This is a genomic window from Pseudoalteromonas sp. ND6B, assembly GCF_000764215.1.
Classification (GTDB): Bacteria; Pseudomonadota; Gammaproteobacteria; order Enterobacterales; family Alteromonadaceae; genus Pseudoalteromonas; species Pseudoalteromonas tetraodonis.
In genome coordinates this window covers 33,162-57,641 of the sequence record NZ_JQFL01000040.1, presented here as the reverse complement: position 1 = coordinate 57,641, position 24,480 = coordinate 33,162, and the positions used below count along the sequence as shown (strand labels likewise).

The following is a 24,480-nucleotide window of genomic DNA, read 5'->3' as shown; positions in this document are numbered from 1 at the left end:
CCTGCATTTACTTATGTTGTGCAGGTTTTTTTGTAGCTTAAAAAGCGCAAAATTCCCGTTTTAAGCTGTTGAATATAAAATCAATACTCACTAAATTAGATATAAATACCACGCTACGCCTTCCTGATTTAAATTAAATAACCGCTTTTTAAACTAAAAAAGTAGCCTTAAGTGCTGTAACGAACAGAGCCTATGCTTTTTTTACAGTAAGTTATAAGTCTCGGCTTTTTACATGCACGTAATTGGCGAGAATTCAGAGGTTATTATGCAAAATCCAACTCATGATAAAAACGCGGGCGATAAAAAGTCTGCTGAAACACTCAAAAAAGAAGCGGCAAATAAGCACCCGGCTCAAAAGTCTGATAAGCAAAAATCGACGATCAAACCAGAGAAAAAGTAATTGAGTCTGAACAATTTAATATTGAGCTAACACTGTCTTATTTTTCTTTGTGTGTTAAAAACGACAGTCATTATTGTCGCAAATTAAAGGAGTATAAGGTTTAAACAAGGACGTCGGCGACAATAATACCTCATACTAATAGGGCCTGATGATGTTTTGTTAGACCCTATTTCTCAATCATTATGAGAACGCTATGCCTCCTATCAGCGAAAATAACGACAAGCATCATGCCATCAAGCGCGGCCCCAGCGACTTTGCTAACGTAATAAATCGTTTTATAAATCAGTATCAACAGCTATTCGCTAACGCAAAATATAAAGCCATACTCAGCGTATTGTTTATATTATTTTTAATTATGAGTATATATACCGCTTTATTTACTGTGCCGAGTGACTCGGTTGCCGTGATACTCAGATTTGGTAAATTTTCTACTGTTTTACCATCAGGTTTACACTTCAAATTGCCCCTAGGGATTGACAGGGTAACTATCGTGCCCACTAAACGGCAGCTCAAACAGGAGTTTGGCTTTTCTACCCCAGGCGCCACCGATCCAAATCAAAATATGGCGATTGGTAACCAGAGTGGTTTTTTCCGTCAGCGTCAATCGGTAATACTACGAAACCAAATTGGGGAAACCCAAATGGTAACCGGTGACTTAAATACGGCGCTAGTTGAGTGGGTTATTCAGTACCGGATAGCCGATCCTAATAAATATTTATTTGAAGTGCGCGATCCGGCGGGCACGTTACGTTATGTGTCGGAATCCGTAATGCGAGAAGTGGTGGGCGATCGCACTGTGGATGAAGTCATTACTATTGGTCGCCAAGAAATCGAAGTTGAAGCGCTTCGCAAAATGCAAGCACTGGCAAGTAAGTACGTTATGGGCATTAGTATTGACCAAGTACAATTAAAAAATATTAATCCGCCTAAAGCCGTTCAAGCGTCATTTAACGAAGTAAATCAGGCGCAACAAGAAAAAGAAAAACTGATCAACGAAGCGCGTCGTGACTATAACCGCATTATTCCTTTGGCTGAAGGAGAGCGAGATCAGCGAATACGCGAAGCCGATGGTTATCGAATTAAACGAATTAACGAGGCAAAAGGCGACACACTGCGTTTTAATGCATTATTTGCAGAGTTTATGCAGGCTCCCGAAGTGACTCGTCGGCGAATTTATCTAGAGACTATGCAACACGTTCTGCCAACAGTTAATAATAAAATTATTATTGATAGTAATGCTATCTACGTATTACCGCTGTTAAACCTGACGCCATTAAAAGGTGAACAACCATGAGACATTTTTTATTGTTTATTCTTGGTATTGTAATCGCTTTTTTATTAGCGGCGTTAAATAATGCGTTATATACGGTGAATGAGGTTGAGCAAGTGATCATCACTCAGTTTGGTCGCCCTGTTGGCGAGCCGGTAACTGATGCGGGAATTAAAATTAAACTGCCTTTTATTCAGCAAGTTAATATTATTGATAAACGGGTATTAGAGTGGGAGGGAACACCCTCTGATATGCCTACCAAAGACAAGCTCTATATTTCAGTTAGCTTGTTTGCTCGTTGGCAGGTAACAGATGCACTGCAATATTTTTTGCGTTTGGGGGATGAGCGCAGTGCGCAATAGAGACTTGATGATATTTTTGGCAGTGAAACGCGTAATGCAGTTGCTAAGCATGAATTAATTGAGATTATTCGTACGACTAAAAATCGCCAACCGCTGCGAGATAAATTGCTTACAGAGGCTGAAAAAGCACAAAACATTGGCAGCTTAGTGCCTATAAAAATAGGCCGCTTACTCATCGAAGAAGATATATTTAATGCAGCGGCTAAAAAGGTCAAAGTATTTGGCATTGCGCTTTTAGATATTCGTTTTAAACGAATTAATTACAATGAAAGTGTGAGGCCTAAAATTTATGAGCGGATGATCAGCGAACGTCGCCAAATAGCCGAACGCTTTTTGTCAGAAGGAAAAGGAGAAGCCGCGCGAATACGCGGCAACCGTGAGCGCGATTTAAATAAAATTCAATCAGAAGCATACCGTCAAGTTGAAGAAATTCGCGGGTTAGCTGATGCCAAAGCAGCTGCTATTTACGCATCGGCTTATAATCAAAGTGATCAAGCGGTGGCATTTTATGCATTTACTCGTTCCTTGCAGGCCTATGAGCTTGCTCTTAGCAAAAATACGACACTGGTTTTATCAAGCCAAAGCGAATTATTTAGGTATTTACAAAACACACAAGTAAGTGAAGCACCCGTAAAAAAGTAAGGTTATTAAGCACTTTTAAGCTAATTTATATACTTAACCAGCGTTTTTGTTATTTACAATAAATAAAGTTGCAGTGAATGTATCGTCACTAGCAACAAGGCGACGGGCCATGAAGCAAGCAAAGCAAATACATTCAGCAACTAAAAATAAAGCATATGTCAGCACGCCACAAAATGACAAAACGTCACAGCAAGGTTTAACAGCGAAGCAAGCGGCTGAGCGTCTCGCAGCCAATGGCCCTAATGTATTACCTGGCAGTGAACCTGAATCTAGTTTGGCTATGATTGTTAAAATACTCATAGAGCCAATGTTTTTAATGCTGTTAATTGCAGGGGGCATTTACCTTACCCTTGGAGATAGAACCGAAGCTTTGTTATTACTGGGGTTTGTGTTTGTCATTATTGCCATCACATTAATAGAACAGCGTAAGACTCAGCGTGCACTTGAATCTTTAAAAGATTTATCAGCTCCGCGAGCACTGGTTATTCGTGATGGTCAACAGCAACGAATTGCTGCAAATGAGTTAGTGTGTGGCGATCTGATCATACTCAAAGAGGGTGATAGGATAGGGGCCGATGTCATGCTGGTTGAAGGGCGTTTAGCGGTTAATGAATCATTGCTCACTGGCGAAGCGGTACCAGTACAAAAAACGCCGCAAGCAAAAAGTAAGCACAGTGATGTGTGTCTCGAACCCAACAAAGACCACCCCAGCGCGCTATTTGCCAGTACCATAGTAACCAGCGGCATTGGGCAGGCTGAAGTAATAGCCACCGGTGCAAAAACTGCGGTGGGGCGCATTGGTAACGATTTAGCCGCAACCAAAGAGTCACCTTCTGCATTGCAACAAGCATCAAGTAAACTGGTGCGATGGTTAGGGGCTTTGGCCTTATTAATTGCATGTGGGCAAATATTTTTGCTTTGGTGGTGGAATAATCAACCTATTCTAACAAGTTTGTTATCTGGTGTGGCCTTGGCTATGGCAACCTTGCCAGAAGAAATACCGGTGATCTTAACGGTATTTTTGGCTATGGGCGCTTGGCGTATTGCACAGCAAAAAGTACTTACCCGAAAAGTGTCCGCCGTTGAATCCTTAGGGGCTATTACCGTTTTAGCCGTAGATAAAACAGGCACATTAACACTTAACCGTATGCAAGTTGTTGAGCTGGCGACCTCGTCTTTAAATGGTGATGGGGATGTTTTCAATCCCGAGGGAGCCGAGCAGCTTCCCGAGACTTTTCATCAGTTGAGTGAATTTGCCATGTTAGCAACACCAGGCGACCCCTTTGATCCAATGGAAGAAGCGATAAAAGAGTTTAGTCAACGCTGGTTAGCTGGCACTGAACATGAACGAGATGGACGCCAACCTGAATTTGAATACCCGCTCACCGCTGATATTTTAGCGATGACTAAAGTGTTTCAAAGTACACAAAAGCATTCGCATATATTAGCCACCAAGGGGGCGCCCGAAGCCATAGCTGATTTATGCCACTTAAACTCAGCGCAACGAGCCATAATTTCACAGCAAATAAAAACCATGGCGAAACGTGGCTTACGGGTATTAGGAGTCGCGCGAGGAAATTGGCATTCAACCAATGATAATGAACCGAATTGGCCAAGCACGCAGCATGATTTTAATTTTACTTTTTTAGGACTGGTTGCATTGGCGGATCCGCCGCGCCTCGAAGTTCCAGATGCAATTGCACAGTGTCGACGTGCAGGTATTCGAGTCATGATGATGACTGGCGATCACTCAGATACGGCCAAAGCGATTGCTAAACAAGTTGGCCTATCAGCGCGGGCAGAGGTTATTAGTGGCAATGAAATTAATAGCTTAGATGATGCCGCTTTGCTGAAGCGATTAAACAACGTGGATATATGCGCGCGGTTACAGCCACAGCATAAATTGCGTTTAGTGAATATACTCAAAGCCCATGGTGATGTTGTGGCAATGACCGGCGATGGGGTCAATGATGGGCCTGCACTTAAAGCCGCCGATATTGGTATTGCCATGGGTGAGCGTGGAACTGATGTGGCACGTGAAGCGGCTGCTTTAGTGTTACTTGATGACAGTTTTACTCGCATTGTGAGTGCGATAGGCCAAGGTCGTCGTATTTATGAAAATATTCGTAAAGCGATTCGGTTTACTTTTGCAGTGCATGTGCCGATTATAGCTTTAGCGTTGTTACCAGGGGTAATGCATTGGCCTGCACTTTTATTGCCCGTACATATTGTTTTACTTGAACTGATTATTAACCCTGCCTGCTCCATCATATTTGAGGCCGAGCCACAATCAAGTCGATTAATGGATTGCCCACCACGTAAAACGACAGACTCGCCTTTTGGTTTTAAACACCTACTAACCGCAATTGTGCAAGGGCTTGGTATCGCGGCTTTGTTACTAAGCGCGTATGTTTGGATGAATGCACAGAGCTGGGATACCAACCGTAGCGCCAGTCTTATTGTGATCATGCTGATCTTAAGTGTGTATTTATTGATTCTCGCTAACCGTGATTTAACTCGACCCGCCATTATGGGGCTGTTTAGTGCGAACCCTTGGGTTTTAAAAACAGCGGGCGCTATTATATTGTTGCTGTTAGCATTTTTGTTTATCCCCTGGTTACGCTCGTTAATGGGCTTAGTTTACCCCATTGCTGAAGACTATGTAGTAGCAGTGAGTGTATTGCTTTTAATGGCCTTATGGCTTGAAGCTGCTCGTCGTATTAGCCTGCGCTGGAATAAGGCACACATCATCGATTAACCTTATGTTAGTTAGCGCACGGAAGCTAATTGATAACTCTCCTACACTCATAGGGTATTGCATACTGGATAATGAAATTAGCTTATTAAGGAGATATTACTGATGAATATTGATCGCTGGGTACTGCGAATTGCCGGATTTGTCGTGTTACTAAGTTTATTGTTATCACTACTCAGTAGTGTTTATTGGTTATGGTTAACTGCATTTGTTGGCTTTAACCTGCTGCAGTCATCATTTACTGGTTTTTGCCCTTTGGCTATTGCCTTGAAAAAAATGGGGGGTCACGCCAAGCCCGCCTTTGAGTAATTATCTTACCATTCGTTTGTCATTTTTCTGGTTTAAACCCTTTTTATTGTTGCAATTTATAGCCGCCTATTTTTGCTCTGTTACCTCTTATTTAGCTATTAAAAAGAGAGTTTCGTATCGTTGAAAAAACAATAGCTGTAGTTGCAAAAACGATGAAGTTAATTTTTTAATAGGGAATTCGTTATGAGTAATATCACATCAAACAAATACATTCGCTGGTTTGAAGAAATTGCTATGGGCGATGTTGCTCATGTGGGAGGTAAAAATGCGTCTCTTGGCGAAATGTATCAACAATTGACCGCTCAAGGGGTGAGAGTGCCTAACGGTTTTGCTGTAACTGCAGAGGCTTATCGTTATGTGCTTGACGATAACAACGCGTGGCAAGCTTTGCATAGCGCACTAGATGACCTTAAACCAGACGACGTTCAAGACCTGCAACAGCGCGGCGCAAAAGCTCGCGCCATCATTGCTGCGTGTACATTACCCAATGATCTTAAATTAGAAATACTTGGTCACTATAAAAAACTTAAACAACAATATGGGGATGACCTATCACTTGCTGTGCGCTCATCGGCGACTGCAGAAGATTCTCCTGAGGCATCATTTGCAGGGCAAAATGATAGTTATTTAAATATCAGTGGTGAGCAGACCCTACTAGATGCTTATTTACGCTGCTTAGTCTCAAATTTTACAGATCGCTCAATTCACTATAAATATGATAATCAATTTGACTACTTTAAAGTCGACTTGTGTGTCGTAATAATGAAAATGGTGCGCAGTGATATGAGTGCCAGTGGGGTGATGTTTTCTCTTGATACAGAGACAGGCTTTAAGGATGTTGTATTTATTAATGCGGCACTCGGTTTAGGCGAAAATATAGTACAAGGCACCATTGATCCAGATAGTTTTTATGTCCACAAACCGACCTATAATAAAGGCTATAGGGCTGTTTTAAAGCGCCGATTAGGTAAAAAAGAGCAAAAAATGATTTTTACCGATACGCTCAATAAGGACAATATTGCCGTTGAATATACCCGCAACATTAATACCAATGAGAGTGAGCAACGCCATTTTTGTATAACGGATGACGATGTCATGATCCTTGCTGACTACGCTATTAAGGTAGAAAACCATTATTCCAAACAACAAGGGCAGTACAAGCCTATGGATATGGAGTGGGCAAAAGATGGACTCGATGGTCATATTTATATGGTACAGGCAAGGCCTGAAACTGTTGAATCCCGCAAAACCGATCATGTTTTAAAAATATATCACCTTAAAAATCAATCCTCTATTATTACTAAAGGGCAGGCAGTGGGCACCCGCATTGGCGCAGGGACTGTGCGTATTATTAATGATGTCAAAAACTTAAGTGAATTTAAACCAGGAGAAATACTGGTTACCGAAACCACCACTCCCGACTGGGAGCCGGTAATGAAAACCGCTGCCGCTATTGTGACTAACCATGGCGGACGTACTTGTCATGCAGCTATTGTTTCTCGTGAACTGGGGATCCCTGCAATTGTGGGTACAGATAACGGTGCAGATGTACTCACCAATGGCCAAGCAATCACAGTAAGCTGTGCACAAGGTGAAATTGGCTACGTATATGAGGGCATTTTACAGTTTAACGTAGAGGAAACCGATCTAAGTCATTTAGCCTCACCTAAAACCAAAATAATGATGAACTTAGGTAATCCAGATCAGGCTTTTGCGCTCGCCTCTTTACCTGTCGCAGGGATAGGGTTAGCGCGGATGGAATTTATTATTACTGAATTTATAAAAGCGCACCCCATGGCGCTTATTCACCCACAAAAAGTAGATGAGCAGGCTCGTCAAGCCATCAATACACTCAGTGGTGCCTTTAAAACCCCCGTTGATTTTTTCATTAAAACGCTTTCAGAGGGGGTTGCTACCCTTGCTGCATCGGTGTATCCAAAGCCATGTGTGGTAAGAATGAGTGATTTTAAAACCAATGAGTACGCCACATTGTTAGGCGGCAAACCTTTCGAACCGGTCGAATCAAATCCGATGATAGGTTTTCGAGGAGCGTCTCGTTATAGTCATCCGGATTATGCAGAAGGTTTCGCTTTAGAATGCGCCGCAATGAAACGAGTGCGTGACGAAATGGGGTTCACTAATGTGATTTTAATGATCCCATTTTGTCGACGAATAGCAGAAGGGGAGAAGGTCTTAGCGACAATGGCAAAACAAGGTCTTGTTCGTGGGGAAAATGATCTGGCCATTTATGTAATGTGCGAAATACCTAATAACGTCATTTTAATTGACGAGTTTGCCAAGTTATTTGACGGTTTCTCGATTGGCTCAAATGACTTAACGCAGCTTACTTTAGGGGTCGACAGAGATTCAGAAGTGGTTGCTTTTGATTTTGATGAACGCGACGCAGGTGTAAAGCAAATGATTAAGTTAGCCGTTGAAGGAGCAAAGCGTAATGGCAAACATTCAGGAATTTGTGGCCAAGCGCCATCTGACTTCCCTGAAATTACCGAGTTTTTAGTAACGTTAGGCATAGACTCAATTAGCCTTACTCCAGATAGTGTTCTTAGTACGATTGAGCGCGTTCTAAAAATAGAGCAACAGATGAATAAAAGTAAAGCATAAGGCTTTTATTGCTGAGCTTTTGCGGGCGCAATTGCTTGCTGTTCTCAGCTTATAAACATGGCTCAGCTAAAAACGATAAATACAGTTAGCCAATATTCAAAATTAAAAATAAATAATACCTCGTGAGCGTGTTAGCGCACCGACCAAGTAAATGAACGGCTGTAAGTTAAAGCATTGCCTTTTGAATATAACGTAATAACTAAGCGACTTATTTTAACTGATGAGCTTTAATCGACAGGGATTTTATCATGAACAGTGATATACCGTATTTAGCTTTATACACCGTAAACGTGTTGAAGGCACTAAGATTTCGCAGATAAACCGCTAAATTAAGTGCTTAATAACTTAATTAAGGTGCGTATCGGCATCTAACAATGTAAAAACTGAGCTGATTATGAAAGTACTTAACGATGTTATGCAAGCCATAAAGCGTGTCAGGGTACTCAATGGTTCGGTATCAAAGCAAAGCGCTAAACACCAAAGAGCAACCACGGGTATATCTCATGTTACTGCATCAAAAAAGCATAAGCGCAAGGTTGTTCCCGGGCAATTAGCAGGCATTGAGCATATTGGCGATATTATGACACCGCCAGCAATAGGCAGTGTTGATATTACCTATACTGACTACAGTGAAGCCCAAATAAAAACCGGCGACATTAGTGATATCGAAGCATTTTTAAAAGTGCCTCAGCCTGACTGGGTTAAAGTAAGGTGGCTGAATGTAAGTAACACACATCCTTATGTTGTAAGGCTATTTCAGCAACACTTTGGTTTTCATACCCTAACAGCCGAAGACGTATTGCACGTTCCTCAGCGTCCCCGCATTGAGTTTTTTGATGATCATTTATTTGTAGTGTTGCGGATGTTAACACTGGGAAATGACACAAAAGAAGATGATCTAATTAACCCTACTCTTAACATTGAGCAGGTGAGTTTGTTTTTATACGACGGCGTAGTGCTTACCTTTCAAGAAGAGCCAGGGGATGTATGGCAACCGATTCGAGAGCGTTTAAAAACACAAAGTCGGCGTATCCGAAAAAATAATACGGGGTACCTACTGTATGCGTTGCTTGATGCTGTTGTTGATCACTGCTTTCCGGTGTTGGAACAATATGGTGAGCGACTTGAAGACTTAGAGCTTGTCACGCTTGAAAAGCCCACACCGCAAGTGTTGCACCAAATTCATCGGATCAAACGTGAACTTGCCTTGTTACGACGTATTGTATGGCCGATGCGAGAAGTTATCGATCAATTATATCGTGAAGAGGGAGGCAGAATTGATGATGCTACACGTCCTTATTTAAGGGATGTGTATGAACATAATATTCAGATAGTTGAAATTATCGAGTCATATCGTGAAATGGCCAGTGGTTTAACAGACTTATACATGTCTGCAATGTCTAACCGAATGAATGAAATTATGAAGCTACTTACCATTATGTCATCGGTTTTTATTCCATTAACTTTTATTGCGGGTATTTACGGTATGAACTTTAAATATATGCCGGAGTTAACGTGGTATTGGGCTTATCCCGCTATTTGGGGGATTTTTGTTTTGTTAACTATCGTCATGGTGTTTTATTTTTGGCGAAAAGGATGGTTAAGCAAGGCGTAACTTAATAAATAACCTGAACAAATACACAGCGTTGGTAGAGCTAAAAATTACCAATAGCGCTACACCTTAAATATGTAAAGAGGAAATAATCATGAAAACGTATTTTGCACTAATACTTATAATTACCTTGAGTTCTTTTACGGTTATGGCACATGAAAATGAAAACCGAGAAAGTAATCGTCAGATGATGATGGGTGAGATGATGAAACACCGTGGCCACGTTAATATGGAGCCTAGAATGCAAGAAATGATGTTAGTGATGAAACAAATTGGCAGTGAAAATAATCAGCAATCACGTGATTTACTGATGCAAAAGCACATGAAATTAATGCGTGAAAATATGCAACTGATTAACGATACCAGCCAATACAGTGACGATATTGAAGATATGTCATCAGCCCAGATAAGTGAGCGAATGCAAATGATGGAAGAACGTACTAAGGTGATGCAGTTGATGATGGAGCAAATGCTACACCATAGTAATTACAGCAATGTGCGAGCTCAAACAACAGACAACCCGAAATGAACAGGTGCCTAGATAAGGTTATATTGCTGTGCTGAGCAACGTTGCCTTATATGGGCTAGAGAATTACCATGACGTATTCTTAAAAAATGATTAAAATGATCATCAGGCAAGGCTAGAAAGTTTTTCCTAGTAAAAAAATGGTTAATTTAATCATTTTGAGTGTTTATCAAGGAATAGTGTATGTCTGATTTTAGCCCATCGGCTAATGCCATTATTGATGATTTTGTTGCGCCTGCTTGTCAGGGCGAAGTGGAAATAATCTATCAAGATGAGGCGCTTTTAGTGATCAATAAACCTAGCGGTTTATTGAGTTTGTCGGGTAAAAACCCACTAAATTGGGATTCCGTTCATTATAGGCTTGTTAATGGTCAACAGGGTAAAACAGCCGCCTTTGCAGAAGCAAAGTTACCTCATCGATTAGATTTTGGAACCTCAGGGATCATGCTGGTGGCACTCAATAGTGAGTCGGCAAAAAACCTCAATCAACAATTTCAAAGTCACACCATAAGCAAACGCTATGTCGCTATGTCGCTATGTTGCAAGGAAAAGTGTGTGATAACCACGGACAAATAAATTACCCGATTGCTAAAGACAAACTCCATTTTCCTCGTGTTAAATTATGTAACACCACAGGCAAAGCGGCCTTAACACACTACACAGTACTTAAGCGTTTTATACAACCAATCAAGACGTTAGTGCAATTTACCCCCGTTACTGGTCGAACGCATCAATTACGTATTCATAGTCATGCAATTGGGCATCCTATTTTAGGCTGCGATTTGTATAAAAGTGAACAGAGTGAGCAGATGGCGTCGCGTTTGCAGTTACATGCCAGCGATATATACTTTCATCATCCAAGCACTCAAAAGCCGATGCATTTACACTGTGCTAGCCCATTTTGAACAGATATTGTTTTTTATAATATTGTTGTTTTTTGCGGGCAGCTTTTTTTACTTTTTTCCCTTGAAGTTCTCACACCTCCCCCCATATTAAGTGCATAACGCAGACACTTTGCAAATTGGAGATACATAAATGACTGCAGCACAAAAAGAAACATTAGGCTTTCAAACAGAAGTAAAACAATTACTAAACTTAATGATTCACTCGCTTTATTCTAATAAAGAAATATTTTTACGTGAGCTTGTATCAAACGCATCTGATGCAGCCGATAAATTACGCTTTTTAGCGTTATCAAACGGCGACCTATATCAAGGTGATGCTGATTTACGTGTACGTATTAGTGCTGATAAAGAAGCCAATACGATAACCATTTCTGATAATGGTATTGGTATGACACGTGATGAAGTGATCAGCTCTTTAGGTACAATTGCAAAGTCTGGTACTGCAGAGTTTTTCAAAAACTTAACGGGCGACCAAAGCAAAGATTCACAACTTATTGGTCAATTTGGTGTGGGCTTTTATTCAGCGTTTATTGTTGCTGATGAAGTGACAGTGCGTACCCGTAAAGCAGGCGAGACAACAGCTGTAGAGTGGCAATCAAAAGGTGAAGGTGAATACACGCTGCAAGAAATTGAAAAAGAAGGCCGCGGTACAGACATTATTCTACACCTACGTGAAGAAGAAAAAGAGTACGCAGACGAATGGCGCCTTCGTAGTATCGTGACTAAATACTCTGATCATATTTCTACACCAGTACAAATGTACAAAGCAGAAGTACCAGAGTCTGAAGGCGAAGACGGTGAGAAAATTCCAGCAGTTCCTGGTGAGTGGGAAAGCATTAACCGTGCTACGGCATTGTGGACGCGTGATAAGTCTGAAATCTCTGAAGATGAATACAAAGAATTTTACAAGCATGTAAGCCATGACTGGGAAGATCCACTTAGTTGGGGACATAACAAAGTTGAAGGTAAAACTGAATACACCAGTTTGTTATACATTCCGAAAAAAGCGCCGTTTGATTTATGGAACCGCGAGCGCCAAAGTGGCTTAAAATTATACGTGCAACGTGTATTCATTATGGATGATGCTGAGCAGTTTATGCCAAGCTACCTGCGTTTCGTTAAAGGTCTATTAGATTCAAATGATTTACCACTAAACGTATCGCGTGAAATACTTCAAGATAACAAAGTGACCCAAGCTATCCGTAAGGGGTGTACGTCGCGTATTATTAAAATGCTTGAGCGTATGGCGAAAAACAAAGCCGATGATTACCAAACGTTTTGGAATGAATTTGGTCAAGTAATGAAAGAAGGCCCAGCTGAAGATGCGGCTAACAAAGAGAGCATTGCTAAGCTATTACGTTTTGCTTCAACGCATACCGATTCAGACACTCAAGATGTCTCGCTTGAACAATACATTGAGCGTATGAAAGACAGCCAAGATAAAATTTACTATGTTGTTGCTGACTCATTTATTGCAGCTAAAAACTCACCGCATTTAGAAATTTTCCGCAAAAAAGGCATTGAAGTTTTACTACTAAGTGACCGTGTTGATGAGTGGATGATGAGCCACTTAACTGAATTTGCAGACAAGCAATTTCAATCAATTACTCGCGGTGATTTAGATTTAGGCGACTTAGACGACGAAGAAACTAAAAAAGCACAAGAAAAGTCTGAAAAAGAAGTTGCAGGCCTTATTGAGCGTATTAAGACCGCATTAGGTGATGATGTTAAAGAAGTACGCTTTACACATCGTTTAACCGATTCGCCAGCCTGTGTGGTGAGCGACGACAACGACATGAGCTCGCAAATGCAAAAGCTGATGGAGTCAGTAGGTCAAGCAGTGCCAGAAGCTAAACCTGTGTTTGAGCTAAACCCTGAGCATCAGATTGTTAAGCATTTAAATGATGAGCAAGACGAAGATAAATTTTCGCAGTGGTCACATGTATTGCTAGATCAAGCATTACTAGCTGAGCGCGGTACGCTTAAAGATCCAACTGGATTTGTCACTCGCTTAAATAAACTTATGCTTGATTTAAGCAAATAAGTATTAAAAATCAATGATTGAGTAAAAAGGGAACGTTTGTTCCCTTTTTTTATGCGCTGGAGCATAGAGTTTATTGATTTTTAAAGGTTAAATTTGCTGCATAGACGCTGCCCGAAAGGGTCTGTCTGCCTACATGGATGGTGGCAAATGGCGTGAGCAGGACGCAGAAGCTTTGCTCGATTTTTACTCAGCCTACTAGGTTGCAAACCTTGCGCCGCTATTAAAGTGCCCCTAGTTTGTACAAATATTAATCCGCAAAGGCCAACAGACTCTAGACAATTAGTATAAGTTACTTGAGTATCTGCGGCGCTTGTGGAAGAATTCAGACTTTAAAATAAACTCTCATATTAGGGGACAATGATATGCGCATTATTCTTTTGGGCGCGCCGGGTGCAGGTAAAGGTACTCAAGCTCAGTTTTTAATGGATAGATACGGTATTCCACAAATTTCTACCGGTGATATGCTACGAGCTGCAATTAAAGAGGGCACACCACTTGGCCTTGAAGCAAAAAAAGTAATGGACGCAGGTCAGTTAATTTCTGATGACATCATCATTGGCCTTGTTAAAGAGCGCATTGCAAAACCTGATTGTGAGAAAGGCTTTCTACTTGATGGCTTCCCACGTACCATTCCACAAGCTGATGCAATGAAAGATAATGGCGTTGTCGTTGATCACGTTATTGAATTTGATGTTGCTGATGAAGTGATTGTTGAGCGTATGGGTGGCCGTCGTGTTCATCCTGGTTCTGGTCGTGTTTATCATGTTGTTTACAATCCACCAAAAGAGGAAGGTAAAGACAACGAAACAGGCGAAGAGCTTATTATCCGTGCGGATGACACAGAAGAGACAGTTCGTAAACGCTTAGGCATTTACCATGAGCAAACAATGCCATTGGTTGACTACTACCAAGCAGAAGCACAAGCTGGTAATACGCAGTACCATAAATTAGACGGTACTCAAGCGGTTGAAGCAGTAAGCAAGCAACTAGCTGAGCTTTTAGGTTAATTTTTATCTAAAATTAAGAGCATAATCAAAAAAACCGCTTCATAGCGGTTTTTTATTATCTGAAATTCGACCTTTAAAGCGTTTTAAGCTTTTCAATAACGCTATCGTATTCAGGCTCGGTTGATAAGCTACTAACTAATTGTTTATATATAACTTTATGGCTTTTATCGAGAATAAAAACAGCGCGAGTAAGTAACCCCATATCTTTAATTATTAACCCATACTTTTGGCCAAAATCACGCCATACAGAATCAGACAGTGTCGTAACTTTATCGATATTCTCTGCTTTGCAAAAACGTTTTTGTGCAAAAGGTAGGTCGGCACTAATCGTCAACATGGCCACGCCAGGAAACTGTTGCGCTACTTTTTCATTAAAATGCTTTGTTTGTAGGCTACAAATGCCAGTATCTAAGCTTGGTACCACGCTTATCAATACGGCTTGCCCTTGGTAATTTTCTAATGTAATGGCAGTAAAGCTGTCGTCGACCACTTTAAAATTTGGCGCATCAGCACCGACTTTAAGGCCTTGGCCTAGTAACGTAACAGGTTTACCTTGCGCTGTTACTTTTCCTGCATCTAAGGTGTTTTCAGGTAACTCTGATGCAAAACTAGTGCAACAAAACAGGCTCAATGCAAAGGCTAATGAACGACGCATGGATTTTTTCCTTTTAAGAATTAACGTAATAGTGGTGAGTGTATTATACTGTGATGGAGTTACCAAGCAGAATAATTGACGCGTTTATTTTCCCTAAAATTGTAAATAAGCAATACTTTGATTACTATGTATATATAAGAGATAGGTATTAATTAATAATATCCGTGCCTTTATTTTTTGCGGTGTCAGCGTACAACAAGTTTTAAAATAGAGAGATAATATGTCAACATCGGTTTTAATTTGTGATTATTCAAAACTAGCTAGACGTCAATTAGCTCGGTCTTTACCCGATGATTGGGATATTAAAGTTGAATTTGCATGTGACGGTGTAGACTGCATAAAACAAATAACTAAAGCCCAGCCTGAAATTCTTTTCCTTGATTTAAATATGCCAGAAATGGACGGTTATGGCGTGCTTGCTGCAATGAAAGAGCAAGGACTCGACGTTCTCACTGTTGTGGTATCAGGCGATATTCAACCGAGTGCGCATCAACGTGTGCTTGAGCTTGGCGCCATAGATTTTATTCAAAAACCGTGTTCCCCAGAAAAGCTTGCTGCCATTATTGAACATCATGGTATTAGAGATAGAGCACTGCGTGAACGCATGTCTCACTCGTTAGGTGAACAAGTTGACCCTGATGTTCGTGATATATATCAAGAGCTTACTAATGTTGCCATGGGTCAAGCTGGAGATTTACTGGCAAGACTGCTTAATGTATTTGTTAAGTTACCCATTCCTAATGTTAATGTTTTAGAAGTCAGTGAGCTCAACATGGCGTTAAGCTCTGTTGATACCAATGATACTACATCGGGTATTTGCCAAGGCTTTATAGGTGGCGGGGTATCTGGCGAGGCATTATTACTTTTAAATGACTCTAGTTTTAAAGAAATAGCCTCACTGATGAATTACGAAGGTGAACTAAACGACAAGGTTGAGTTAGAGTTGCTAATGGATGTAAGTAACATTTTAATTGGCGCTATTTTAACCGGCTTGTCAAAACAACTCGACATGACCTTTAGCCAAGGGCATCCAATAGTTTTGGGGCAGCATCGGGACGTTTCTGAACTTGTTCAGTCGAATAAGTCGCGCTGGCAACGGACTCTAGCCATAGAAATAAGTTACGGTATTGAAAATCATGATATTAGTTGTGATTTAATGTTGCTCTTTACTGAAGATTCACTAAAAACTTTGAAATACAAAGTTGCTCATCTACTAGAAGATTAAATATTTATGCCAGCTGATTTAGATTTGAATGAAATCCATTGGTTAATGGATATGTTTAATACGGTTGATGTCGGTCTTGTTGTACTCGATCGAGAATACAAAGTGCATGTATGGAATGGTTTTATGGAAAATCATTCTGGTTTGTTACCGAGCGCTGTGAAAGAAAAAGACTTATTTGATTTATTTCCGGCCATTGATGAAAAATGGTTTAGAAGTAAATCTGAGTCAGTGTTTGTATTAAAGAATCGTTCATTTACTATTTGGGAGCAGCAGCCGTATATTTTTCGTTTTAAAAACTACCGACCAATTACCGGTAAAGCGGACTATATGTATCAAAATGCCACGTTTATTCCACTTACCAATGTGCGAGGCGAAGTCGAGCATATTTGTATTATTATTTACGATGTGACAGATATTGCGGTTAACAAAAAAGAACTAGAAGAGTTAAATAAAAAACTAGAACAAGTAAGCCAAACAGATAGTTTAACCCAGCTTGCCAATAGAGGGCATTGGGAGCACTTACTGCACCAAGAATTTTTACGAACGAAGCGAAACGAAGGTTGTTGCTCGTTATTAATTTTTGATATTGACCACTTTAAAAAGATAAATGATAATTTTGGACACAGTGCTGGAGATGAAGCACTTCGTCATATAGCGAGTTTACTGAAAACTGCATTGCGTGAAACAGACATTGCTGGGCGATACGGCGGTGAAGAGTTTGTTGTTACTTTATTAGATACCGATAAACAAGGAGCTATTGTATTTGCTGAACGCTTACGCCAGCTAATTGAAACCTCTCCGGCGAAATACAATGAGCACACGGTGCATATGGCCATTAGTGTGGGTATTGCGTGTTTTGATGATCAATTTAAAGATCACGAACGCTGGATTGAAGCTGCCGATAAAGCGCTTTATCATTCAAAAGAAACAGGTCGAAATAAGGTGTCGGTATACGCTGATATAAAAAATGATGCTTAGACATCATTTTTTAATTGGGGGGTAAAATAAGCAAGTCAGTTTTAAGTAAGCGCATTATTTTTTCTGCAGTATTACCAATGAGTTTTGCTTTAATTCCTACATTCCCAACAGATCCTATAATCACTAAATCAGCATTGAGCTTGGCCGCTAAGCTTGGGATCACCTGCTCAGGCAAACCCGCTTTAATATAAAGTTTGTCGCGTAAGTTATTATCAATAATGAGTTGTTGCTGTGATTGAGGTAATTTCTCAAAGGCATTGACTAGTTGCTCTTCTGAAAATACTAAGCCTAGATCTCTTAAGATTGGAGAAATATACACTGTGTAGCCGGCATAAAATTCACAGTCTGTTCGCTGTGCGTATGCTAGGCCATATTTAATAATTGACTGATTAAGCTTATGTTTTGCGTTTTTTTCGCTGGCTAAATCAAGTGCGGCGAGTATGTTGGTATGCTTGCGCCACTTGTTATCTGCCGCTAAATACAAAGCGATGGGTGTAAAGCGGATAAGTTGCCAATCAAGTTCACTAAATTTGCTGTCGCTGTCGATATGGCGTGTTTTTATCACCATTTCGTAGTCATCAGTATTAATATCTTCGTTAAGCCACTGCTCGGGGGCTTCATGCCATGCGGTTTGAAAGGTATAACTGCAACCCTCCAGTTCAGCGCTAATCAGTGGCTCCAACTGTGCCCTTAATGATGCAAGGCATTTATCTTGCAGCGCAAGTAGTTGTTCTGGCGACAGAGAAAATAAAATATTGCCGGTTTCTTCAAAGCTAAATGCAACAATATCAATATGTTTATTCCCTTGCAGCGCTTTTTGTTTAGCATGCTGCAATGACGTTTTTGCAAATTCAACCGAATCAATCAGTACAAGAAGCTTTTTTTTGTCCATTATTTTTACTCTGTTGTATGGCGTGAATCATCAATTGGACATTGACCAATGGTTGAAATCTCACCAGAATTTGACTCCTGTTCCAGTTTTACCTTAAAGCCCCATAGTCTGTAAAGGTGTTTTAATACCTCCCCATGGGAGTTAGCCAGTGGAACGGCATTATGGGGTACATATCGTAGGATTAAAGAGCGGTCGCCGCGTAAGTCAACATCGTAAACTTGTATGTTAGGCTCATGATTACTAAGGTTATATTGTGCAGAAAGTGCTTCTCTAACCGCTTTGTAGCCATTATCGTCGTGAATAGCGCCTATTTCTAAATGTGGGTTACTAGCATGGTCGACTATGGTGAATAATTTAAAATCCCGAATCAGCTTAGGGGATAAAAATTGGCTAATAAAACTCTCATCTTTGAAATTTTGCATTGCAAAGTGCAGTGTCTCGAGCCAGTCACTGCCCGCATGCTCAGGAAACCAGCGTTTATCTTCTTCTGTTGGGTTTTCACAAATACGACGTATATCAACCATCATATTAAAGCCCAGTGCATAGGGGTTGATACCTGAGTAATAATCGCTATTGTATGGAGGTTGGTACACAACATTAGTATGGCTTTGTAAAAACTCCAACATAAATGAGTCGGTTAGTTTTCCCTCATCATATAAATGGTTCAAAATAGTGTAGTGCCAAAAAGTGGCCCAACCTTCATTCATTACTTGGGTTTGTTTTTGCGGGTAAAAGTATTGTGATATTTTTCGCACTATCCTGACGATTTCTCGTTGCCATGACTCGAGTAAAGGAGCATTTTTTTCAATAAAGTACAGAATATTTTCTTGTGGCTCTTGCGGGAAGTGGCGTTCGTGTTTTTTTGACTCTTGCTGTTGAGAAGGAATGGTACGCCATAATTCGTTAACTTGTGATTGCAAATACTCAGCCCGTTCTTGCTGACGCTTTTGCTCTTCAAATAACGAAATTCGTTGTGGACGTTTGTACCTATCAACACCGTAACTCATTAATGCATGACATGAGTCGAGTATGCTTTCTACTTCGGAAATACCGTACTTTTCTTCACAGCGGCTAATATAGTTTTTAGCAAACAATAAATAATCAATAATTGAGCCTGCATCAGTCCATGTTTTAAATAAATAATTCCCTTTAAAAAATGAGTTATGCCCATAGCAAGCATGTGCCATAACCAGTGCCTGCATTGGAAGGGTGTTTTCTTCCATTAGGTAAGCAATACAGGGGTTCGAATTAATCACAATTTCATACGCAAGTCCCATTTGACCGCGTTTATAATTTTGCTCCGTTTGAATAAATTTTTTACCATACGACCAGTGAGTGTAGCCAATGGGCATGCCTACACTTGAGTAGGCATCCATCATTTGTTCTGCGGTGATCACTTCAATTTGGTTAGGGTAGGTGTCTAGCTTATAGTGCTCAGCCACACGCGCTATTTCGTCTTGGTATTGTTGCAATAGTTCAAAGGTCCAATCGGGCCCATCACTTATTCGATTATCTTTCATAATGCTACCTCGCTTTGGCTATGCAGCCCCTTGCTGTTGACGACCTTTTTTAAATAGCTCCCTAAATATAGGGTAAATATCTTCAACACCTTGAATATGTTGGATGGCAAAATTACTGTTCGTTTGGCTAATGCTTTGATACTCGCGCCATAAACTTTGATGAGCACGTGTGGTAATTTCTATATAGGCAAAATAGCGAACAGCTTTAAGTATTTTATTACGTAAAATGTGCCCACATTGGGGCGTATCATCGGCCCAATTATCGCCATCAGAAGCTTGTGCCGCGTATATATTCCACTCATCAGCGTTATAGCGCTCAGCTATTATTTCATTCATCAGTTTTAGTGCACTTGAAACAACGGTACCGCCTGTTTCTTGTGAATAAAAAAATTCTTGCTCATCAACTTCTTTGGCCTGGGTATGATGGCGAATATATACAACGTCGATGTCTTTGTAGCTGCGAGTTAAAAACTGATAAAGCAAAATGTAAAAGCGTTTTGCCATGTCTTTTGTTGCTTGATCCATTGAACCTGACACATCCATAATACAAAACATCACCGCTTTACTGGTTGGGTGTGGTTGTTTGTCGTAGTTACGAAAACGTAAGTCGTAATTATCGATAAAGGGCACGGTTTTTATTTGCTGTTTGAGTGTGTCGATTTCTTTTTGTAATAAGGCCACAGCGGCTTTATCACAGTGTGGTTGTTCAAGCAGCAGTGCTAGTTGCCCCTCAAGCTCGCTAAGGCGGCGTTTTTTACCTGCGGCCATCGCAATACGACGAGCTAGAGAACCTTGTAATGAGCGCACTACATCAATATTACTGGGCATACCATCGATGCAAAACCCAGCGCGATGGGTTTTCATTTGTACGAGCTTATCAAGCTGGTTTTCTTGCAAATTAGGGAGTTCTAAATCCTCAAATAACAAATCAAGGTATTCATCTTTAGAGATAGAAAAAACAAATTCATCTTGGCCTTCGCCAGAGTCACTTGCTTCACCTTCGCCTGCGCCACCGCCTTTGCCTCCTTTAGGGCGTTCTATTTTGTCGCCAGTAGAGAACTGATCGTTCCCAGGGTGTATTTGCTCTCTATTACCGCCTCTACCTTGATGAAAAGTAGGTTCGCTAATATCACGCTGCGGAATAGAAATACTCTCTCCAGAGCTAGAGTCGGTGACACTGCGTTTATTGATCGCATCAGACACCGCTTCTTTGATCTGCTTTTTATAACGCCTAATAAAACGCTGGCGGTTAACTGTGCTTTTGTTTTTGCCATTTAAACGCCTGTCGATAAAATGCGCCATAATGACCTCCTAACAACTGCAATTATGAAGGTTATTGCGATTTTCTAACCCGTAAATACCACTCAGATAGCAAGCGCACTTGTTTTTGCGTGTAGCCTTTTTCAACCATACGGTTAACAAAGTCCTCATGCTTTTGCTGATCCTCAGCCGATGTTTTAGCATTGAATGAAATGACAGGGAGTAAGTCTTCCGTGTTTGAGAACATTTTTTTCTCAATAACCGTGCGTAGTTTTTCATAACTTGTCCACAGCGGATTTTTGCCATTGTTATGAGCACGAGCACGCAGTACAAAGTTAACAATTTCATTCCTAAAATCTTTAGGGTTTGAAATACCTGCAGGTTTTTCTATTTTTTCAAGCTCAGCGTTGAGTGCATCACGGTCAAATAATTGCCCTGTATCAGGGTCGCGGTACTCTTGGTCTTGAATCCAAAAATCAGCATAAATAACGTAGCGGTCAAAAATATTTTGGCCATATTCTGAATATGACTCTAAGTACGCGGTTTGTAACTCTTTACCTATAAACTCAACATATTGTGGAATTAAATAGCCTTTTAAAAAGCTTAAATAACGTTCTTCAACTTCAGCGCTGAATTGTTCTCGCTCAATTTGTTGCTCAAGCACATAAAACAAATGCACAGGGTTGGCGGCCACTTCGGTGGTGTCAAAGTTGAATACTCGCGATAAAATCTTAAACGCAAAACGGGTTGAAAGACCGGTCATGCCCTCATCAACACCAGCGTAATCACGATACTCTTGATACGACTTCGCTTTTGGATCGGTGTCTTTAAGGGTTTCACCATCGTAAACTCGCATCTTAGAGTAAATGCTTGAGTTTTCCGGTTCTTTTAAGCGCGAAAGAGTGGTAAATTGGGCTAAAATTTTAAGTGTACCTGGCGCACAGGGGGCGTTGTAAAGCTCACTGTGTTCAATAAGCTTATCGTAAATTTTAATTTCTTCGGTCACTCGTAAGCAATAAGGGACCTTAACAATATAAACACGGTCTAAAAAGGCTTCGTTGTTTTTATTGTTTTTAAAGGTTTGCCATTCTGATTCATTAGAGTGGGCGAGTATCATGCCGTTAAATGGCAGGGCGCTTATACCTTCTGTGCCGTTATAGTTACCTTCCTGGGTAGCTGTTAAAAGCGGATGTAACACTTTTATGGGGGCTTTAAACATTTCCACAAATTCCATTAAGCCTTGGTTGGCTAAACATAATGCGCCTGAATAGGCATAAGCATCAGGATCATTTTGTGCAAAGTGTTCAAGTTGGCGAATATCGACCTTACCGACAAGAGCTGAAATATCTTGATTGTTTTCATCTCCGGGCTCTGTTTTAGCAATCGCAACTTGATTTAAAATTGATGGGAAGCGTTTAACCACTCTAAATTGACTAATATCACAATTAAATTCTTGTAAACGTTTTGCGGCCCATGGAGACATTACCGTTTTGAGGTAACGAGACTTAATTCCATATTCTTTTTCGAGTAGGCTAGCATCTTCAACGGGATCAAATAATGACAGCGGATGGTCATTAACCGGGGAGCCCTTAATTGCATAAATAGGCACTTGTTGCATTAAATACTTTAGCTTTTCAGCAATCGATGACTTACCGCCACCCACCGGACCAAGCAAGTAAAGCACTTGTTTACACTCTTCTAATCCTTGCGCGGCGTGTTTTAGATAAGAAACAATTTGCTCAATGGCGTCTTCCATACCATAAAAATCGGCAAATGCAGGGTAACGTGCAACAACACGGTTCGAAAATAAGCGACTTAAACGAGTATCGGTAGCGGTATCTAACATTTTAGGCTCGCCAATGGCCATCAGTAATCTTTCAGGAGCACTGGCATAAGCAGACTTATCGGTTTTACAAATTTCTAGAAACTCAGCAACACTGTACTCTTCTTCTTGTGTTGATTCATAACGTGCTTGGTAGTGATCAAAAATAGTCATAATGACCTCCGAAACCTACTTTGAAGATGTATTCACTATCTAAAGTCTAGTCACGAATTTCATTTTTTGTGCAATAAAATTATAAATTTATATGAAAAATGATCAAGATGCGCTTTTATAAAACAACCTACGTATAAACGCAATTAATGCAAATTGTAGGCATAAAAAAAGACGCCTAAGCGTCTTTTTAAAACTAGTATTAAACTAATTATGCGAAGTTAGCGTTCGCGAATTCCCAGTTAACTAGTGACCAGAAACCTTTAAGGTAATCTGGACGCACGTTACGGTAATCAATGTAGTATGCGTGTTCCCATAAATCCACTGTTAGGATTGGAGTAACACCTGCATCAGTTAGTGGTGTAGCAGCGTTAGATGTATTAACGATGTCTAGTGAACCATCAGCCAGTTTAACTAACCAAGTCCAGCTTGAACCAAAGTTATTTACTGCTTTGTCGTTTAACGCGTCTTTAAATGCGTCAAATGAGCCCCATTTAGCGTTAATTGCATCAGCAATTGCACCTGTTGGAGCGCCACCGCCATTTGGAGATAGGCTGTTCCAGTAGAAAGTGTGGTTCCAGATTTGAGCAGCGTTATTAAATACACCGCCTTCTGAAGAACATACGATTTCTTCAAGTGACTTACCTTCAAACTCAGTGCCTGGGATTAAACCGTTAAGTTTAGTCACATAAGTGTTGTGGTGTTTACCATGGTGAAACTCTAGCGTTTCTTGTGAAATATGTGGCTCAAGTGCATCAATTGCATACGGTAGTGACGGTAGTTCAAATGCCATTTTTTATCTCCATCTTCTTTTGGTTGATAGTCTATTTAGTAATACGTAATGCCTGCGCAAACAGGGCACTTATCTATACCAAACAGGAATATAGTGTTACTATAATTGTTGAGTATTTTACTCAAGTTTTAGCAAACAGCAATGCTCTTGCTAAAGCTATTTAAGATTGAGGCTTTAATTGCCTATGTTAATCTATATATCTGAGGCCACAGTGAAACTTTTTCAAGGCCTAATGTGTTCGCTATCGTCATTTTGAGGTTGTAAATGGAAACCATCGATAAAATTAAACAGCAAATTGCTGAAAACCCAATCATCTTATACATGAAAGGATCACCAAAACTGCCTAATTGTGGTTTTTCTTCACAAGCATCACAAGCATTAATGTCGTGCGGTGAACCGTTTGCATATGTGGATATTTTACTTAATCCAGACATTCGTGCAGAGCTTCCTGCTTACGCTAACTGGCCTACCTTCCCGCAACTTTGGGTTGAAGGCGAGTTAATTGGTGGCTGTGACATTATCATTGAAATGTTTCAACGTGGTGAATTACAACCACTGATCACTGAAACAGCTGCAAAGCATAAACCTGCAGACGCTGAATAAGCGTTTAGGTAAAAAAAGCTGCAATTTGCAGCTTTTTTTATGTCTAGCGTAAGCTTAAATAGCACTGAACCTGCCGATTTCACAATGGTATAGGCTGATTTTCCTAT

18 protein-coding genes and 2 pseudogenes are annotated in these 24,480 nt (G+C 40.5%); 14 read left to right on the top strand and 6 right to left on the bottom strand.

The genetic code is table 11. The annotated features are described in order from the left end of the window. Nucleotides 1-265: 265 nt before the first annotated feature. From ND6B_RS20490 to adk, 11 genes and pseudogenes are all read left to right on the top strand, one after another. Nucleotides 266-400, top strand: a complete 135-nt coding sequence (locus tag ND6B_RS20490; protein ID WP_268746942.1) for a hypothetical protein — start codon at nt 266-268, stop codon at nt 398-400. A 355-nt stretch (nt 401-755) separates the two neighbouring features. Next, nucleotides 756-1,694: an FtsH protease activity modulator HflK gene (hflK, locus tag ND6B_RS08435; RefSeq protein WP_442960095.1), complete on the top strand. Its 939-nt coding sequence runs from the start codon at nt 756-758 to the stop codon at nt 1,692-1,694. Further along, a pseudogene (hflC, locus tag ND6B_RS19640) lies at nt 1,691-2,674 on the top strand (protease modulator HflC). Before hflK ends, hflC begins: the two are co-directional and overlap by 4 nt. 109 nt (nt 2,675-2,783) lie before the next feature. Beyond that, nucleotides 2,784-5,432: a cation-translocating P-type ATPase gene (locus ND6B_RS08440; RefSeq protein WP_081844681.1), complete on the top strand. Its 2,649-nt coding sequence runs from the start codon at nt 2,784-2,786 to the stop codon at nt 5,430-5,432. Between the two features lie 102 nt (nt 5,433-5,534). Further along, nucleotides 5,535-5,738 carry a YgaP family membrane protein gene (locus ND6B_RS08445; RefSeq protein WP_028835065.1) on the top strand — a complete coding sequence of 68 codons (204 nt, stop codon included), beginning with the start codon at nt 5,535-5,537 and terminating at the stop codon, nt 5,736-5,738. Between the two features lie 183 nt (nt 5,739-5,921). Then, nucleotides 5,922-8,360, top strand: a complete 2,439-nt coding sequence (gene ppsA / locus ND6B_RS08450) for a phosphoenolpyruvate synthase (RefSeq protein WP_033103625.1) — start codon at nt 5,922-5,924, stop codon at nt 8,358-8,360. 394 nt (nt 8,361-8,754) lie between these two features. Next, a complete protein-coding gene (corA, locus tag ND6B_RS08455; RefSeq protein ID WP_231485819.1) occupies nt 8,755-9,975 on the top strand; it encodes a magnesium/cobalt transporter CorA in 1,221 nt (406 codons plus the stop codon). Nucleotides 9,976-10,066: 91 nt separating this feature from the next. Continuing rightward, a complete protein-coding gene (locus ND6B_RS08460; protein WP_033103624.1) occupies nt 10,067-10,501 on the top strand; it encodes a hypothetical protein in 435 nt (144 codons plus the stop codon). A 180-nt stretch (nt 10,502-10,681) separates the two neighbouring features. Then, nucleotides 10,682-11,403, top strand: a pseudogene (locus ND6B_RS19635) (RluA family pseudouridine synthase). 130 nt (nt 11,404-11,533) lie between these two features. Then, nucleotides 11,534-13,447 (top strand): molecular chaperone HtpG, encoded by a 1,914-nt coding sequence (htpG, locus tag ND6B_RS08465; protein ID WP_033103623.1) that lies wholly within the window; start codon nt 11,534-11,536, stop codon nt 13,445-13,447. Nucleotides 13,448-13,809: 362 nt separating this feature from the next. Further along, nucleotides 13,810-14,454, top strand: coding sequence for an adenylate kinase (gene adk / locus ND6B_RS08470; protein ID WP_013465187.1), 645 nt, complete (start codon nt 13,810-13,812; stop codon nt 14,452-14,454). Nucleotides 14,455-14,527: 73 nt separating this feature from the next. Here adk and tpx read toward each other — a convergent pair whose 3' ends face one another. Continuing rightward, the gene (tpx, locus tag ND6B_RS08475; RefSeq protein ID WP_013465186.1) at nt 14,528-15,109 is read right to left on the bottom strand and encodes a thiol peroxidase; all 582 of its coding nucleotides are present in this window, start codon (nt 15,107-15,109) and stop codon (nt 14,528-14,530) included. A gap of 220 nt (nt 15,110-15,329) precedes the next feature. Between tpx and ND6B_RS08480 the strand changes: the two genes are divergently transcribed. Together ND6B_RS08480 and ND6B_RS08485 are read left to right on the top strand one after the other, a co-directional pair. Continuing rightward, nucleotides 15,330-16,334 carry a response regulator gene (locus tag ND6B_RS08480; RefSeq protein WP_033103622.1) on the top strand — a complete coding sequence of 335 codons (1,005 nt, stop codon included), beginning with the start codon at nt 15,330-15,332 and terminating at the stop codon, nt 16,332-16,334. A gap of 6 nt (nt 16,335-16,340) precedes the next feature. Beyond that, on the top strand, nt 16,341-17,312 hold the full coding sequence (locus ND6B_RS08485; protein ID WP_033103621.1) for a sensor domain-containing diguanylate cyclase: 972 nt from the start codon (nt 16,341-16,343) through the stop codon (nt 17,310-17,312). Between the two features lie 10 nt (nt 17,313-17,322). Here ND6B_RS08485 and ND6B_RS08490 read toward each other — a convergent pair whose 3' ends face one another. The 5 genes from ND6B_RS08490 to ND6B_RS08510 form a co-directional block, all read right to left on the bottom strand. Next, a complete protein-coding gene (locus ND6B_RS08490; protein WP_033103620.1) occupies nt 17,323-18,204 on the bottom strand; it encodes a universal stress protein in 882 nt (293 codons plus the stop codon). 5 nt (nt 18,205-18,209) lie between these two features. Then, nucleotides 18,210-19,724: a SpoVR family protein gene (locus ND6B_RS08495; protein WP_033103619.1), complete on the bottom strand. Its 1,515-nt coding sequence runs from the start codon at nt 19,722-19,724 to the stop codon at nt 18,210-18,212. 18 nt (nt 19,725-19,742) lie between these two features. Next, nucleotides 19,743-21,026: a YeaH/YhbH family protein gene (locus ND6B_RS08500; protein ID WP_033103618.1), complete on the bottom strand. Its 1,284-nt coding sequence runs from the start codon at nt 21,024-21,026 to the stop codon at nt 19,743-19,745. Between the two features lie 31 nt (nt 21,027-21,057). Then, a complete protein-coding gene (locus tag ND6B_RS08505; protein ID WP_033103617.1) occupies nt 21,058-22,980 on the bottom strand; it encodes a PrkA family serine protein kinase in 1,923 nt (640 codons plus the stop codon). A 208-nt stretch (nt 22,981-23,188) separates the two neighbouring features. Beyond that, nucleotides 23,189-23,770 (bottom strand): superoxide dismutase, encoded by a 582-nt coding sequence (locus ND6B_RS08510; RefSeq protein ID WP_010388603.1) that lies wholly within the window; start codon nt 23,768-23,770, stop codon nt 23,189-23,191. A gap of 264 nt (nt 23,771-24,034) precedes the next feature. On the opposite strand from ND6B_RS08510, the gene ND6B_RS08515 reads away from it, so the two are divergent. Continuing rightward, entirely contained in the window at nt 24,035-24,373 is a 339-nt protein-coding gene (locus tag ND6B_RS08515) for a Grx4 family monothiol glutaredoxin (RefSeq protein WP_008113155.1), read from the top strand. Nucleotides 24,374-24,480: the final 107 nt, after the last annotated feature.